This window comes from Pseudomonas sp. NPDC090208 (assembly GCF_044746785.1).
GTDB lineage: Bacteria > Pseudomonadota > Gammaproteobacteria > Pseudomonadales > Pseudomonadaceae > Aquipseudomonas.
Genome location: NZ_JBIVCU010000006.1, coordinates 221,404 through 235,330 on the forward strand (window position 1 = coordinate 221,404; position 13,927 = coordinate 235,330).

Consider the following 13,927-nt stretch of genomic DNA (forward strand, 5'->3'; position numbering starts at 1 on the left):
CTGACCCAACACCTTCGCGGGCAAGCCCGCTCCCACAGGTTCTGCAGATGGCAACCACCTGGCGGACAAGCCGGAGTTCTGTAGCAGCCTGGTTTGCCGGCGTCGGCGTTCTTGAAGGCGCTGACGCTGGCAAGCCGAACTGCCAGGGCCGGTGCCACCCCCTGTGGGAGCGTGGCTTGCCCGCGAATACGTCCGTTCAGACGCTGCAAGGTCGCCTGACCCAACACCTTCGCGGGCAAGCCCGCTCCCACAGGTTCTGCAGATGGCAACCACCTGGCGGACAAGCCGGAGTTCTGTAGCAGCCTGGTTTGTCGGCGTCGGCGTTCTTGAGGGCGATTACGCTGGCAAGCCAGGAGATATGAAGACATTCAAGCGGTCCATGTCGCGATTTTTCCTACAGGAAAAGAAGTCCCACCGCACCTTTTGTTCGCATCCTTTTCACAAAAAATTGATGGCGACCTGCCTAAAGTTTGCGACGTCGGAGGAGTATTTCTTTTCCTGACCGACGTTTCCTTTTTTAGCCAAGCAGATCCTCATGCGGAACTTTAAAGCCGTTCGTCCCGAGCTTGTGACGGTGCTCGCCAGTGTGTTTTTGTTGCTCGGGTTCAACCTGACCCTGTGGCAGCATTTGTTCGCCATCACTGATTTCAACAGTAAGGGACTGTTGTTGCGCGGTGCGTTCGCCGTGATGATTTTCTGCGTGTTCAATATCTTTTTTACTTTACTGGCCTTTCGCAAAGTCCTGAAGCCGGTATTGATCGCGTTGTTCATGATCAGTGCCGGTGTGGCGTATTTCATGAGCCAGTATGGCGTCATGATCGATGCCGGCATGTTCAGAAACTTTGCCGAAACCAATGCCACGGAAGTTCGCGACTTGTTGTCGCTGAAGTTTGGCGGCTATCTGTTTTTTCTGGGTGTCGTGCCTTCGCTGATTCTCTGGAAAACTCCGATCAACTATCGCCTCTGGCCGCGTGAACTGCTGAGCAAGGCGCTGGTGAGTGTCGCCTGTGCCGGTGTGATCGGTGCAGTGGCATTGTTGAACTATCAGGGCCTGTCTTCGCTGTTTCGCAATCACCACGAACTGCGCCTGATGGTGGTGCCGAGCAACTACATCGGTGCTTCGATCGGCTATCTGAGCGAGCAGGTGAAGTCGGCGCAGAAACCGTTCGTGACCATCGGCGAGGACGCGAAACTGGCCGGTGACTGGCAGCAGCACACCCGCAAGTCGCTGACCGTACTGGTGGTGGGCGAGAGCGCCCGCGCCGAGAACTTCGGCATCCTCGGCTACAACCGTGATACCACGCCGCAACTGAAGAAAGAGCGTGGCCTGCTGACCTTCACCGACGTGCACTCCTGCGGTACGGAGACGGCCGTGTCGGTGCCGTGCATGTTCTCCGACATGGGGCGCAAGGATTACGACGCCAGCACCGCGAAAAACCAGGAAGGCCTGCTCGATGTGCTCAAGCGCGCCGGCCTGGATGTGATCTGGCGTGACAACCAGTCGGGCTGCAAGGGCACCTGCGACCGTGTGACGTTGCAGGACGTCAGCAACCTCAAGGACCCGATGCTGTGCGCCAACAGCGAATGCCGTGACGAAATCCTGCTGCAGGGGCTGCAGGCGTTCATCGACAGCCTGAGCAAGGACACCGTACTGGTCCTGCATCAGATGGGCAGCCATGGCCCGGAATATTTCAAGCGTTATCCGAAAGAATATGAAAAGTTCACCCCCGTGTGTGAAAGCAATGCGCTGAACAATTGCACTCGGGAAAGTATCGTCAATGGTTATGACAATACCTTGTTATATACCGACCATGTGCTGGCTTCGTTGATCGACATTCTGCGCAATAACCAGAATAAAGTGGACACGGCCATGGTGTACTTGTCCGACCACGGTGAGTCGCTGGGCGAATACAACCTGTTTCTGCACGGCACGCCTTATATGTTGGCGCCGGATCAACAGAAACATGTACCGATGATGGCGTGGTTCTCCGACAACTATCAGCAGGCATTTGCGGTCAATACCCATTGCCTGCAGAAAGAGCGCGATACACCGCTGAGTCAGGACAACCTGTTCCACTCCATGCTTGGCCTGCTGAAAGTGCAAACCAGCGTCTACAAGCCGGCGCTGGACATGTTCGCCGGCTGCCGTGGCATCTACACCGATGGGGTATTGGCCAATGAGTGAGCAAAGCAACGACGGATCGCTGCAACGCTACGTACGCAAGCATGAGCTGCGCCTGGCCCGTCGTCTGAGCCTGTGGCGCGATGCCCAGCTGGCCCGGCATGCCCTGCGCGATGCCGGTGAACCTGGGCTGGTGCTCGATGTGCCGTCCGGTGCCGGGCGTTTCTGGCCGGTGCTGGCCGAACACGCCAACCGCATCATTCTTGCCGCCGATCCGTCGACGACGATGCTGGAATTCGCCGAAGCCCGCTCTTCCAGCGATTTGCTTCAGCGCATCCGCACCTTTCAAAGCTCGGCGTTTTCCATCGGCCTGTCCGCCAACGCGGTGGACTGCATCTTCTGCATGCGCCTGTTTCACCACCTGGCGGACCGCGAACAGCGTCTGTCGATCCTGCAGGAGTTCTACCGGGTAACCCGCGACACGGCCATCGTCGCCCTGTGGGTCGATGGCAACCTCAAGGCCTGGCGTCGCAAGCGCCAGCAGGCAGGCAAGCCGGCGGTTAGCGGGCGCTTCGTGGTGTGCCGCAGCGACATCGAGGCGGAATTTGCCCAGGCCGGTTTCAGCATCGTCGACCATCACGATTTCCTCCCCGGTTACGCCATGTGGCGGGTATACACCTTGCGCAAACAGGGCTGAATCCACCGATGAACGGTCACACCCCGGCGTTTTGTCGATAAACGCCGAAGATGAAGTTGCGCGCAACTTGCAGGACGGATGCCCGGTAAACGTCTATAGCGATATATACTGCGCGCCATTCTTCAAGGGAGAGCCGTGTGGCCATCGATATTCACTGGATTCGCGACGACGACAGCCTCGCCCGACACTGCGCGCACTGGCAGACCCTGCCGTTCGTCGCACTCGACACCGAATTCATGCGGGTCGACACCTTCTATCCGATTGCCGGCCTGTTGCAGGTCGGTGATGGCGCCAGCGCCTTTCTGATCGATCCGTTGCTGATCGACGATTGGGCGCCACTGACCGCCCTGCTGGAAAACACCGACGTCATCAAGGTACTGCATGCCTGCAGCGAAGACCTTGAAGTCCTGCTGCGCCTTACCGGCAGCCTGCCGGCACCGCTGTTCGACACGCAACTGGCCGCCGCCTACCTGAACCTTGGTTTTTCCATGGGCTATTCGCGGCTGGTGCAGGAAGTGCTGAACATCGAGCTGCCTAAAGGCGAAACTCGTTCGGACTGGCTGCAACGCCCGCTGTCCGAGACCCAGATCAGCTACGCCGCCGAAGACGCCGTGCATCTGGCCGAAGTCTTCAGCCTGTTGCGTCCGCGCCTGTCCGAGGAAAAGTACGCCTGGGTGCTGGAAGACGGTGCCGAACTGGTTGCCAACCTGCGCCGCGAAACCGACCCGTACGAGGTCTATCGCGAGGCCAAGCTGGCGTGGAAACTGTCCCGCGCCCAGTTGGCCGTATTGCGTGAGCTGTGCGCCTGGCGCGAGCAGCAGGCCCGTCTGCGCAATCAGCCGCGCAACCGGATCCTGCGCGAGCCGTCGCTGTGGCCGCTGGCAAAAACCCAACCGGACAACCTGGTTGCGCTGGCACGAATCGAAGACATGCACCCGAAAACGGTGCGCCAGGACGGTGAATTCCTCCTGGAACTGATCAAGCAGGCCGGCAGCGTGGGCCCGGATCAGTGGCCGCCGGCATTGCCCGAGCCGCTGCCGATCGAAGCCTCCGCCGTATTGAAGAGCCTGCGCGCCATTGGTCAGCAACAAGCCGAACGCCTGGACATGGCGCCGGAGCTGATGCTGCGCAAAAAGACGCTCGAAGCCCTGCTCAAGACCGGTTTCCCTGACGGTCCTTATCAACTGCCCGATTCGCTGCGTGGCTGGCGCCGCGAATTGATGGGCCAGATGCTGCTCGACAGCCTGGCCAACGCCGGAGAACAGCCTTGAAACAGATTTGCTCCATCTACCGCAGCCCGCGCAAGAACGAAATGTACCTTTACGTGCTCAAGAGCGATGCCCTTGAGCGTGTCCCTGAAGGCCTGCTCACGGCGTTCGGCAAGCCGCAGCACGCCTTCGATCTGGTCCTGAGCCCGGAACGTACCCTGGCCCGTGAAGACATTCACACGGTGCTGGAGAACCTGGAAAAGCAGGGTTATCACCTGCAGATGCCGCCGGCTGAAGAGGAATACATCGAGCATCTGCCCGAAGAGTTGTTGCGCCGCAACGACCCGGTCTGACCGAGACCCTGCAAAACAGGGGATATACCGGACCGTGGTCGGCGTCCGGGCCTGACCTGCTCCTGTGCAAGGACCGGGTTGCCCGGGGTCGCGCGGTCGTCTGTTCTGCTTTTTCGAGTTTTCAATTCATGCGCGTGCTGATTGCCGAACACGATTATGTGAAGTACACCGAGCTGCTGCGCGAAGCGGCTCCGGATATCGAAGTGCTCAGCAGCGGCGATTCCGCGGAGCTGGCAAAAATGGCCGCCGAAACGCCAGTCTGGCTGGGCCAGCCCGACCTGCTGGCCAACCTGCTGCGTCAAGGACACAAACCGCAATGGCTGCAGTCGACCTGGGCGGGCATCACCCCGTTGCTGGCCAAGGGGCTCACCCGCGATTACCGCCTGACCCGCGCGGTAGGCGTGTTCGGTCAGGTCATGGCCGAGTTCGTGCTGACCTACATGCTGGTCCACGAGCGCGAAGTGCTGGCTCGCTTGGTCAGCCAGGTCGAGCGCAAGTGGGATGACCGCACCGGGCCGGGGCTGTTCGGGCGCAAGGCGCTGATTGTAGGCACCGGCGATATTGGCGTCAGCGTGGCGCAGTTCCTCGCACCGTTCGGCGTCGAGCTGTATGGCGTTGCCACCAGCGCGCGGACGCTGGCGCCGTTTGTCGAGGTGGGTGGGCTGGAGGATCTGCCGCGTCTGGTCGGCGAAGCCGATTTCGTCATCAACCTGCTGCCCGACACGCCGCAAACCCACGATATCTACGATGCGGCGCTGTTTCGGCAGTTCAAGCCGTCGGCGCTGTTCATCAACGTCGGTCGTGGTGTGGCGGTGGTGGATGGCGATCTGGTCCAGGCGCTGAAGGACGGCCATCTGGCCGGCGCGGTGATCGATGTCTGCCGTCAGGAGCCGCTGCCTCAGCGTCACCCGTTCTGGACCGCCTGGGGGTTGTTGCTGACCGGGCACAGCTCGGCACCGACTTCGCCAGCGGCGATGGTGCGTCTGTACGTGGAGAACCTGCGGGCGTACGCGGCAGGCGAAGCGCTGCGCGGCGAGGTGGATTTCGTTCGGGGGTATTGAGCCGGGACAGCGCCACCGGTCTTTGCGTGACAACGCGAACTTTGTGGGAGGGAGCCCTGCTCGCGAAAGCGTCAGTGCCGTCAGTATTGAGCCGACTGACACACCGTCTTCGCGAGCAGGGCTCCCTCCCACAGATCCGAGGTATGGCGAAGGCGTGATGCGGAAAACGCCTTCGCGGGCAAGCGCGCTCCTACAAGGGGGGAGAGGTCTGCTTACAGACTGAAATCGCCCTCAGCCGCCAGTTCCGCCAGCGGACGACGCGGGCTTGGGGTTTCACGGGCCTGCAGGTATTCGGCCAGAGTCGACTTGTCGCCCAGCTTGCCGATCGCGACCGCTGCGTGCAGCGCATAACCTTCCGGAATCTTCAGCTCCTTGCGGGTCAGTTCCTGATCGAAGCCGGCCATGCCGTGGGTGTGCCAGCCGCTCAGGCTCGCCTGCAACGCCAGGTGGCCCCAGGCAGAGCCGGTGTCGAAGGTGTGCCACAGCGCCGGAGTTTCTTCGCTGGCGCCGGGGGCGGTGAAGGTGGTCTTGGAAATGACGATCACCAGCGCCGAGGCATGCTGTGCCCAGCCACGGTTGAATTCGTTGAGCAGGCCGAGGAAACGCTCCCAGTTCGGCGTGTCGCGACGGGCGTAGAGAAAGCGCCACGGCTGCGAGTTGTAGGCCGAGGGTGCCCAGCGTGCAGCTTCGAAAAAGCTCAGCAGGGTCTCTTCGGCAATGGCCTCGCCGGTGAAGGCGCGGGGCGACCAGCGATCGGTGAATTGGGTGTGAATCGGATAATCGGCAACGCGTGGATTGGCGCTCATGGGCGTTCTGATCCTTGAAGGTCAAAAAAGGCAAATAGACCGCCCACCTGCGGACGAGGAGGGCGGCATCCATCAGATGGGCCGTTGACGGCAGGCATCGTCGAAACCGGGGTGTTGCGGCGCGGTGCTCTGGGTCGAGCGCGCGAGGGCATAAAGCTACTGCGCGGGCGTCCGACTGACAAGCCCGTGGCTGCCGACAGTCGCCAGCGCTTGGCCGCGCTGCGTTGTGCCACTAGACTGGCGACCTTCCCATCCCCGATACCGACGCACGCACCGCCATGGCCGCACAAACTGAACCGTTCTGGAGACACAAGACCCTCGCGCAACTCGATGCTGTCGAGTGGGAGTCGCTGTGCGACGGCTGCGGCCTGTGCTGCCTGCAAAAGCTGGAAGACGAGGATGACGGCAGCGTCTATTACACGAGCATCGCCTGCAAGTTGCTGGACCTGAAGACCTGCCAGTGCAGCGATTACCCCAATCGCAAGGCCATCGTGCCCGACTGCATCCAGCTCACCCCCGGCCAGGCCGACGAGTTCAAATGGCTGCCACCCACCTGCGGCTATCGGCTGGTCAGCGAAGGCAAGGACCTGCCCGTGTGGCATCACTTGGTTTGCGGCGACCGCGAAGAAGTACACCGCGCGCGGATTTCCCAATCCGGACGGATGCAGAGCGAGAACAACGTTGCCGAAGACGACTGGGAAGATTATCTGATCTTCCGCGCCGGTTGATCAGTCGGCAGCCTGTCCGCTGCCGACCCTTGTTGCGCAGGACGCCGGTTCAGACGCCTTTCGGGCCTTTGGCCGAATCGATGCTTTTCACCACCGCTTCCTCGGCAGCGACTTCCGCCTTGGTCTTGAGTTTGCTCAGCTCGGCACCGGCCTTGTGGATACGGGCGCGGGCCTGTTCCATGTCGCTGCGGCTCTTTTCCAGCATGGCCTTGGCCGAACAATGGCCGGTGATGCCACGGGCCAGCACGGCGCCGCCGATGGCCAGTTGCACCAGGCCGAAGATGCCGCCCCGACGCAGGCCTTTGCCCATCATCAGTACGCCACCGGCCAGCGAGCCGATGCGCTCCCAGCCCTGTACGTTCTGCTCCGGATAGTCACGCAGCGGACGTTCGATGCGTTCGATGATCGGGGTATCACTCATGATGTTTCTCCATGAAAGGATGAGGTCCCTAAAGCTGACTGCGTCAGGCGCAAACTGTTCAATGCGTTCGTCGCGGACTGCGTTTCAGGTACGGTCGGTGTCGCGCCCGAACAGCGGGCCGGAGCGGGTGTTGTTGCCCTTGGCCATGCGGTCGTACAGCACGACGTTGACGGTGGCGGCCAGGTTCATGCAGCCGGTGGTGGGGATGTACACCACGTCTTCGCACCAGTCGCGGATTTCCTTGTCCAGCGAGCCGTCTTCCGGGCCGAAAATATAGATGGCGCGGTCCGGGTGAGTGTATTCCGGCAGCGAACGGGCGCCGTCGACCAGTTCCACCGCCACCGGTGTGCAGCCCAGCGGGATGATTTTCTTCAGGTCGTCGATGCCGATCAGAGGAATGTCCTGGTGGATCTTCTTGGTGTCGGTGACGAAATCCCGCGCCCGCTCGTAACGCGTGCCGGTGTAGAACACCGACGCCACGCCATAGCAGCCCGCTGCGCGCATCACCGATCCGACGTTTTCCGGGGACTTTGGGTTGTACAAGCCGATGCAGGCGTAACGTTTGTTGGCCACGGGGAAGGGTGCTCGCTGGAGAAAGCGGCGGATTATAAAGCAACACGACATCTGTAGGAGCTGGCTTGTCCTGCGAGCGGCGACGCAGTCGTCGTAAAACCTGAGAATGCGGTCAGTCTGGTGCACCGCATGTACCGATTTTACGACTGCTTCGCAGCCGCTCGCAGGACAAGCCAGCTCCTACAGGGGATCGGTGGTCAGTCGTCTTTTTTCATCAACCCGGCCAGTGCGGCGAACGGGTTGTGGGTGGCCTTGGCGGTTTTCGGCGTGCCCAGCGAGCCATCGGAGAAATACTGCTGGTCGGTGTAGCGCGAATGCTCGTTGTCGTGGCAATACAGGCACAGCAGCTCCCAGTTGGAGCCGTCCTGCGGGTTGTTGTCGTGGTTGTGGTCGCGGTGGTGCACGGTCAGCTCGCTCAGGCGCTTGCCGGAGAATTCACGGGCGCAGCGGCCGCAGACGTGCGGGTACATGCGCAGGGCCTTGTCGCGGTAACCCATTTCGCGGTCGCGCTGGGCATCGGCGAGGATGCGGTCCAGCTTGGAGGTGTTGGTTGGCGTTCCCGAGCTCATGTGTCACCTGTTTCGTGTTCTGTGGGCAATGGCGCAATTCTAGCGCTTTGCCGCCGCTTCGGCAGCGTCGGGGGACGAGAGAGGGCGGGAGTGGCAATTTCTTCGCGCAGGAGTAGCCTGAACGGCACAGTACAAGATTGGCAATGGAGGCCAACGACGATGATGCGGTCCCTGTGTGCGGCGCTTGCCTTGAGCCTGTTCGCTGCATTGCCGGTGCAGGCGGAGAACCTGCAACCGGTGCTTAATCCGCCCGAACCGATTGCCGCCACCTCCGGATCGCCCGGGACTGCGACGCCGACCCCTTATCCGCAAGTCAGTGTGCCCGCCGTGCCGCGAGCCGGCGGGCAGGGTAATCCGCCGTTGCTGCCGAAGATTCCCCAGCCGGGGCCACCGAAAGAGGATGAGCCGTTGCCGGGATTGCAGGTGCCGAATAAACCAGCGCCGTAGCCCCTGTAGGCGCTGGCTTGTCCTGCGAGCGGACCGGGGTCGCGCTCGACCGCAGCAGTCGTAAATCCGGTAAACGCGGTTCGCCTGACACACCGCATATGCAGGATTTACGACGGGTTCCCCGCCGGTCGCAGGACAAGCCAGCTCCTACAGATTGGCGTCGACGCCTTTACTCCTGCTGCGCCAACACCTGCCCATCCATCATGCGCAGGCGCTTGGACATGGCAATGGCGATCGCGCGGATGATCTTCGCCGCGACCTTGGGCGCGTCGTTGAGCATCTTGTCCAGCGAGTCCTTGCCCAGGTTCAGCAGGTAGCACGACGAGGCGGCAACGCAGCTGGCCGAACGGCGTTCGCCGTCGAGCACGGCCATTTCGCCAAAGGCGCGGCCGGCGCGCAGTAGCGCGGTTTCCACCGGCACGCCTTCGCTGTTGCGCTTCTGCACCGACACCGTGCCCGAGTGGATGATGCACATGAAGGTACCGGCGTCACCTTCGTTGAAGATGGCTTCGCCTTTGTCGATGCTGCTGATGCTGAAATACCCGGCCGCCGCGGAAAAATCCGCCGGGGTCAGGGCGAGAAACAGACCGCAGTCCATCAGCATTTCGCGGATTTCATTGTTCAGGGATGACGGTGTCGGCATGGCATGTTCTTGTTGGATGACCGGGAAACAGAAAAAACTGACCTGAAAAACGACCCGGACTACAAACAGCCCGGGATGCGTCTGATATGACAAAGGGCCATGAATTAGTTCATCAGGCCCGTTGCAATACCTTGAAGATAAACCCGTATTCGAGCGCTACGTCACGCAATCCCTGGTAGCGACCGCTCATGCCGCCGTGGCCGGCGCCCAGTTCGGTCTTGAGCAGCAACAGATTGTCGTCGGTTTTCACGTCGCGCAACTTCGCCACCCACTTGGCCGCTTCCCAGTACTGCACGCGGCTGTCGTTGTAACCGGCGATCACCAGCATGGCCGGATAAGCCTGCGCGCTGACGTTCTCGTAAGGTGCGTAGGCCTTGATCCGCGCGTACACCTCGGGCTCCTGCGGGTTGCCCCATTCGTCGTATTCGGTGACGGTCAGCGGCAGATCGGGGTCGAGCATGGTGTTGAGCACGTCGACGAACGGTACTTCGGCAATCGCGGCCTTGAACAATTCGGGACGCTGGTTGACCACCGCGCCGATCAGCAAGCCACCGGCGCTGCCGCCGCTGATCACCAGTTGGTCGGCCGTGGTCAGGTTTTCTGCAATCAGATGCTCGGCGCAGGCGATGAAGTCGCCAAAAGTGTTGGTCTTGTGCTCCTGCTTGCCGTTGCGGTACCAGGCCTCGCCCAGCTCGCCGCCGCCGCGCACATGGGCGATGGCAAAGGCGATGCCACGGTCCAGCAGGCTCAGCCGGGCGTGGGAGAACCACGGATCGAGGCTTTCGCCGTAGGCGCCGTAGCCGTACAGGTACAGTGGCACCGGCTGGCCGGCCAGTTCGCGCTTGACCACCAGGCTGATCGGCACCTCAGTGCCGTCGGTCGCCGTGGCCCACAGCCGCTGGCTGACGTAGGCGTCGGCGTCGAACACGCCGAGCACCGGGGTTTCCTTGAGCACGACCTGTTCACCGGTCGCCAGCGTCAATTGCCGCACTTGCGGCGGACGGTTCAGCGACTGGTAGCGCAGGCGAATCTTGTCGCTTTCGAATTCAAGGGTGTCCTGCACATACAGGTTGTAGGCCGCATCCGGCAGTTGCACGCGATAAGCCGGCAGGCCTTGTGGGTGAACCTCGACAATCGGCAGGCCCCCTTCGCGCAGGCTCAGAGTCAGGCCGCGGGCGTTGAGGCTGAAGCCATCGAGCATCACCGTGTCGCTGTGGGTGACCAGCGTCTGCCAGTGCTCGCGGGCTGGCGCTGCAGCGGTTTCTGCGCTGTGGTACAGGGCGAAGTTGATGCCGGCCTGGTTGCTGCGGATGAACCAGCTCCACTGGCCCCCGTGCAGACCGTGGTCCACCGAATACTCATGACCTTCGCTGCGCGCCGCCACACAGACGAAAGCGTCCTGCGGTGTGCTGGCGTCCAGCACCCAGGCTTCGCTGGTGGTCTTGCTGTCCAGCCCGAGAATCAACTGGCGCTCGGAGCTGCTGCGGTAGCAGTGCAGGAAGAAACGCCCGTCCGGTTCGTGAAAGACCTCTTCGGCGCCGTCCTTGCCCAGCGTATGGCGGTACAGCTTGTGCGGACGATGGGTGTCGTCCAACTCGCCGAAAAACAGGGTCTGGCTGTCGTTGGCCCAGGTCATGCTGCCGTCGCAATCCTCGAACGGCAGCGCCGTGATGGCGCCGCTTGCCAGCTCCTTGACGAACAGCCGGTAAATCTCGTCGCCGCTGGTGTCGGTGCTGTAAGCCAGACGCTGATGGTCGGGGCTGATGCTGAAGGTGCCGAGGGAGAAAAAGCCGCCGTCGGCCAGCGCGTTGGGGTCGAGCAGCAGTTGTTCGGCGCTTTCGTCGACAGTCTGCGAGTCGTCGGCCGGACGCGGGCAGCGGTAGTGGCGAGCGTATTCGTCACCCTCGGTGGTGCGGGTGTAATACAGATACGGCCCCCAAGGCGAAGGCAGCGACAGGTCGGTTTCGAGGATGCGCCCGCGAATTTCCTGGAACAGTGTCTCGCGCAGCGCCTCCTGATCGGCCAGTTGTTGCGCCTGCCAGGCGTTTTCCGCCTTCAGGTAATCGAGCACTTCATCGGTGTCGCGGTTCTGCAGCCAGGCATACGGATCGGCACCGGTGGCCTTGCGGGCGACGGGGGCGCGGGTCATGACGGGGGAAGATGGCATGCGGGGCTCTCTCGAATGAAATGGATCGCGCAGGCGGGCTGCACAGCGATAATTGCAAGGCTATCACTGCAGCCGGGGAAGCCGGGCTGGCGAAAAGTCGTTATCATAAGCGCCTCTTTACCTGCCTTGCCACGGACCTCATGACCGAGAACGACTATCTGATTGCCTGGGGCCTCTACGCTTTCGCTGCGTTGGGCTGTCTGTGGGTGTGGTTCAAGCTGACCGGCTGGATGTGGCGCTACCTGCGCGAGCCGCTGCGGGTGATCGGCGCGGTATTGCTGTTCGGCCCGACCATCATCGACCCGGCCAAGGATCAATACGCCCCGGCGCTGGCCATCAGCGTGCTGGATCTGGCGTTCAAGGTCGGCAACAACGTCTGGCGCGCGGCGCTGGACCTGTGTACCTACGGCGCCGTGGCGCTGGGCCTGTACATCGTGTTTGCGCTGATCCGCCTGCCGTTCCTGCGTGCGAAAAAAGCCCGTCAGGTCCACGCCGAAGCGGCTGCTGCCCAGGCCGCCGCCGAGCAGAAGGAAGACGATCAGCCGTTCGCGACCCCGGGTTCGAGCCGTTACGCCAGCCAACCGTCGGTATCCGGCAGCGGCACGACCGGCGGTAATGGTGGACGCTATCGGGTCGAACCGAAACTTTGATGTACGCCCGTAAGAGCGCGTTGACCCGCGATAGCGTCGTGTCAGTGACCGTATGTATGCCAGACAGATCGCAATCGCGGGCAAGCCAGCTCCTACAGTTGTTATGTGCCGTGAGCGTATCGAGACCTGAGCATGTGTGAACTTCTGGGCATGAGTGCCAACGTACCGACCGATATCGTCTTCAGCTTCACCGGGCTGATGCAGCGTGGCGGACGCACCGGCCCCCATCGTGATGGCTGGGGCATCGGGTTCTATGAAGGCCGCGGTCTGCGCCTGTTCCAGGACCCTGCCGCGAGCAGCGAGTCGGAAGTCGCGCAACTGGTGCAGCGTTACCCGATCAAGAGCGAAGTGGTCATCGGCCATATCCGCCAGGCCAACGTCGGCAAGGTCTGCCTGTCCAACACCCATCCTTTCGTGCGCGAGCTGTGGGGGCGCAACTGGTGTTTCGCCCACAACGGCCAGTTGGCGGATTTTCAGCCCCAGGCGACGTTCTATCGTCCGGTGGGCGATACCGACAGCGAAGCCGCGTTCTGCGATCTGCTGAACCGCGTGCGCCAGGCCTTTCCCGAGCCGGTCGACATCGAAGAACTGCTGCCGACACTGGTCGCCGCCTGCGGCGAATACCGCAGCAAAGGCGTGTTCAACTGCCTGCTCAGCGATGGCGACTGGCTGTTCTGTTTCTGCTCCACCAAGCTGGTGCACATCACCCGTCGTGCGCCGTTCGGCCCGGCGCGGCTGAAGGATGTCGACGTGATCGTCGATTTTCAGGCTGAAACCACCCCTAACGATGTGGTCACGGTGATTGCCACCGAGCCGCTGACCGAAAACGAGAGCTGGAACCGCTACGAGCCCGGCCAGTGGAGCCTGTGGCGCCGTGGCGAATGTGTTGCCGAAGGCACGACCTGACTGAAGAGGGACCTATGCTGCGAAGCTATCTGCGACTGGTGTTGTTCACGGCAGGCCTGTTGATCGGCGTGCAGATTCCGGGGTTCATCAGCGATTACAGCAAACGGGTCGAAGCCCATCTGATGGAAGCGCAGCAAAACCTGCGCGGTTACAACGACACAGCCCAGCGCTTCTTCAAGGGTGACGTGCAGGCGCTGATCCAGCATTACCGCAGCAGCGACGACCCGGTGTTCCGCACCGACGCCGACAATGTCAGCAACCTGCTCAACCGCGCCCAGACCCTCGACCGCGAATGGCTGGCCCTGCAAGGCCCGTGGTACGCCCGCGCGCTGCACGTACTGACCGCCGCCGACCCGCAGATTCGTCAGGAAACCTGGAACGGCTACAGCTGGCAGGTGCTGCTGTCGCCGGAAGTGATCGGCTGGGGGCTGGTCTGCGCGCTGCTGTGCTCGCTGGTGATCGAAAGTTTTGTCGTGTTCATCGACTGGCTGTTCGTGGGACGCCGTTTCAAGCGGCCGATCAACCGCGACTGGCGATGAAATCGCGCCTTTTGGCTTGCCCCGCCGCCCATATGTA

17 protein-coding genes are annotated in these 13,927 nt (G+C 62.0%); 11 read left to right on the top strand and 6 right to left on the bottom strand.

Going from position 1 to position 13,927, the window contains the following annotated elements:
• The first annotated feature begins 262 nt into the window (after nt 1-262).
• From ACIPL0_RS12935 to ACIPL0_RS12960, 6 genes are all read left to right on the top strand, one after another.
• On the top strand, nt 263-502 hold the full coding sequence (locus tag ACIPL0_RS12935; RefSeq protein ID WP_400597033.1) for a hypothetical protein: 240 nt from the start codon (nt 263-265) through the stop codon (nt 500-502).
• A gap of 33 nt (nt 503-535) precedes the next feature.
• Nucleotides 536-2,185 carry a phosphoethanolamine transferase gene (locus ACIPL0_RS12940; RefSeq protein ID WP_400597034.1) on the top strand — a complete coding sequence of 550 codons (1,650 nt, stop codon included), beginning with the start codon at nt 536-538 and terminating at the stop codon, nt 2,183-2,185.
• The gene (locus ACIPL0_RS12945; RefSeq protein ID WP_400597035.1) at nt 2,178-2,819 is read left to right on the top strand and encodes a class I SAM-dependent methyltransferase; all 642 of its coding nucleotides are present in this window, start codon (nt 2,178-2,180) and stop codon (nt 2,817-2,819) included. The genes ACIPL0_RS12940 and ACIPL0_RS12945 overlap by 8 nt, the downstream gene beginning before the upstream one ends.
• Before the next feature lie 137 nt (nt 2,820-2,956).
• Nucleotides 2,957-4,090 (top strand): ribonuclease D, encoded by a 1,134-nt coding sequence (gene rnd, locus ACIPL0_RS12950; RefSeq protein ID WP_400597036.1) that lies wholly within the window; start codon nt 2,957-2,959, stop codon nt 4,088-4,090.
• Nucleotides 4,087-4,380, top strand: coding sequence for a YcgL domain-containing protein (locus tag ACIPL0_RS12955; protein ID WP_400597037.1), 294 nt, complete (start codon nt 4,087-4,089; stop codon nt 4,378-4,380). The genes rnd and ACIPL0_RS12955 overlap by 4 nt, the downstream gene beginning before the upstream one ends.
• Nucleotides 4,381-4,508: 128 nt before the next feature.
• The gene (locus ACIPL0_RS12960) at nt 4,509-5,441 is read left to right on the top strand and encodes a D-2-hydroxyacid dehydrogenase (RefSeq protein ID WP_400597038.1); all 933 of its coding nucleotides are present in this window, start codon (nt 4,509-4,511) and stop codon (nt 5,439-5,441) included.
• 212 nt (nt 5,442-5,653) lie between these two features.
• Here the strand turns inward: ACIPL0_RS12960 and ACIPL0_RS12965 are convergent, their stop codons facing one another.
• Nucleotides 5,654-6,247 carry a nitroreductase family protein gene (locus tag ACIPL0_RS12965; RefSeq protein WP_400597039.1) on the bottom strand — a complete coding sequence of 198 codons (594 nt, stop codon included), beginning with the start codon at nt 6,245-6,247 and terminating at the stop codon, nt 5,654-5,656.
• A 278-nt stretch (nt 6,248-6,525) separates the two neighbouring features.
• Here ACIPL0_RS12965 and ACIPL0_RS12970 point away from each other — a divergent pair, with 278 nt between their 5' ends.
• Nucleotides 6,526-6,975, top strand: a complete 450-nt coding sequence (locus tag ACIPL0_RS12970; RefSeq protein ID WP_400597040.1) for a YcgN family cysteine cluster protein — start codon at nt 6,526-6,528, stop codon at nt 6,973-6,975.
• Between the two features lie 49 nt (nt 6,976-7,024).
• Here the strand turns inward: ACIPL0_RS12970 and ACIPL0_RS12975 are convergent, their stop codons facing one another.
• The 3 genes from ACIPL0_RS12975 to ACIPL0_RS12985 all read right to left on the bottom strand — a co-directional run bounded on the left by ACIPL0_RS12975 (nt 7,025) and on the right by ACIPL0_RS12985 (nt 8,538).
• The gene (locus tag ACIPL0_RS12975; RefSeq protein ID WP_400597041.1) at nt 7,025-7,396 is read right to left on the bottom strand and encodes a DUF2892 domain-containing protein; all 372 of its coding nucleotides are present in this window, start codon (nt 7,394-7,396) and stop codon (nt 7,025-7,027) included.
• Between the two features lie 84 nt (nt 7,397-7,480).
• Nucleotides 7,481-7,969, bottom strand: a complete 489-nt coding sequence (locus ACIPL0_RS12980; RefSeq protein WP_400597042.1) for an RNA methyltransferase — start codon at nt 7,967-7,969, stop codon at nt 7,481-7,483.
• A 197-nt stretch (nt 7,970-8,166) separates the two neighbouring features.
• Nucleotides 8,167-8,538 carry a YajD family HNH nuclease gene (locus ACIPL0_RS12985; RefSeq protein WP_400597043.1) on the bottom strand — a complete coding sequence of 124 codons (372 nt, stop codon included), beginning with the start codon at nt 8,536-8,538 and terminating at the stop codon, nt 8,167-8,169.
• 159 nt (nt 8,539-8,697) lie between these two features.
• On the opposite strand from ACIPL0_RS12985, the gene ACIPL0_RS12990 reads away from it, so the two are divergent.
• A complete protein-coding gene (locus tag ACIPL0_RS12990; protein WP_400597044.1) occupies nt 8,698-8,985 on the top strand; it encodes a hypothetical protein in 288 nt (95 codons plus the stop codon).
• 169 nt (nt 8,986-9,154) lie between these two features.
• On the opposite strand, the gene ACIPL0_RS12995 is transcribed toward ACIPL0_RS12990, so the two are convergent.
• Nucleotides 9,155-9,628, bottom strand: a complete 474-nt coding sequence (locus ACIPL0_RS12995) for a cyclic nucleotide-binding domain-containing protein (protein ID WP_400597045.1) — start codon at nt 9,626-9,628, stop codon at nt 9,155-9,157.
• A gap of 112 nt (nt 9,629-9,740) precedes the next feature.
• Entirely contained in the window at nt 9,741-11,777 is a 2,037-nt protein-coding gene (locus ACIPL0_RS13000; protein ID WP_400731542.1) for a S9 family peptidase, read from the bottom strand.
• 158 nt (nt 11,778-11,935) lie between these two features.
• Here ACIPL0_RS13000 and ACIPL0_RS13005 point away from each other — a divergent pair, with 158 nt between their 5' ends.
• The 3 genes from ACIPL0_RS13005 to ACIPL0_RS13015 all read left to right on the top strand — a co-directional run bounded on the left by ACIPL0_RS13005 (nt 11,936) and on the right by ACIPL0_RS13015 (nt 13,890).
• Nucleotides 11,936-12,445 (top strand): MFS transporter, encoded by a 510-nt coding sequence (locus tag ACIPL0_RS13005; RefSeq protein ID WP_400597046.1) that lies wholly within the window; start codon nt 11,936-11,938, stop codon nt 12,443-12,445.
• A gap of 132 nt (nt 12,446-12,577) precedes the next feature.
• On the top strand, nt 12,578-13,351 hold the full coding sequence (locus tag ACIPL0_RS13010) for a class II glutamine amidotransferase (RefSeq protein ID WP_400597047.1): 774 nt from the start codon (nt 12,578-12,580) through the stop codon (nt 13,349-13,351).
• A 14-nt stretch (nt 13,352-13,365) separates the two neighbouring features.
• Entirely contained in the window at nt 13,366-13,890 is a 525-nt protein-coding gene (locus ACIPL0_RS13015; RefSeq protein ID WP_400597048.1) for a DUF2937 family protein, read from the top strand.
• Nucleotides 13,891-13,927 lie beyond the last annotated feature (37 nt).

Coding starts and splice junctions, on each gene's coding strand:
- ACIPL0_RS12935 (WP_400597033.1), top strand. CDS start 263: ATGGCAACCACCTGGCGGACAAGCCGGAGTTCTGTAGCAGCCTGGTTT.
- ACIPL0_RS12940 (WP_400597034.1), top strand. CDS start 536: ATGCGGAACTTTAAAGCCGTTCGTCCCGAGCTTGTGACGGTGCTCGCC.
- ACIPL0_RS12945 (WP_400597035.1), top strand. CDS start 2,178: ATGAGTGAGCAAAGCAACGACGGATCGCTGCAACGCTACGTACGCAAG.
- ACIPL0_RS12960 (WP_400597038.1), top strand. CDS start 4,509: ATGCGCGTGCTGATTGCCGAACACGATTATGTGAAGTACACCGAGCTG.
- ACIPL0_RS12965 (WP_400597039.1), bottom strand. CDS start 6,247: ATGAGCGCCAATCCACGCGTTGCCGATTATCCGATTCACACCCAATTC.
- ACIPL0_RS12970 (WP_400597040.1), top strand. CDS start 6,526: ATGGCCGCACAAACTGAACCGTTCTGGAGACACAAGACCCTCGCGCAA.
- ACIPL0_RS12975 (WP_400597041.1), bottom strand. CDS start 7,396: ATGAGTGATACCCCGATCATCGAACGCATCGAACGTCCGCTGCGTGAC.
- ACIPL0_RS12985 (WP_400597043.1), bottom strand. CDS start 8,538: ATGAGCTCGGGAACGCCAACCAACACCTCCAAGCTGGACCGCATCCTC.
- ACIPL0_RS12990 (WP_400597044.1), top strand. CDS start 8,698: ATGATGCGGTCCCTGTGTGCGGCGCTTGCCTTGAGCCTGTTCGCTGCA.
- ACIPL0_RS12995 (WP_400597045.1), bottom strand. CDS start 9,628: ATGCCGACACCGTCATCCCTGAACAATGAAATCCGCGAAATGCTGATG.
- ACIPL0_RS13000 (WP_400731542.1), bottom strand. CDS start 11,777: ATGACCCGCGCCCCCGTCGCCCGCAAGGCCACCGGTGCCGATCCGTAT.
- ACIPL0_RS13005 (WP_400597046.1), top strand. CDS start 11,936: ATGACCGAGAACGACTATCTGATTGCCTGGGGCCTCTACGCTTTCGCT.
- ACIPL0_RS13010 (WP_400597047.1), top strand. CDS start 12,578: ATGTGTGAACTTCTGGGCATGAGTGCCAACGTACCGACCGATATCGTC.
- ACIPL0_RS13015 (WP_400597048.1), top strand. CDS start 13,366: ATGCTGCGAAGCTATCTGCGACTGGTGTTGTTCACGGCAGGCCTGTTG.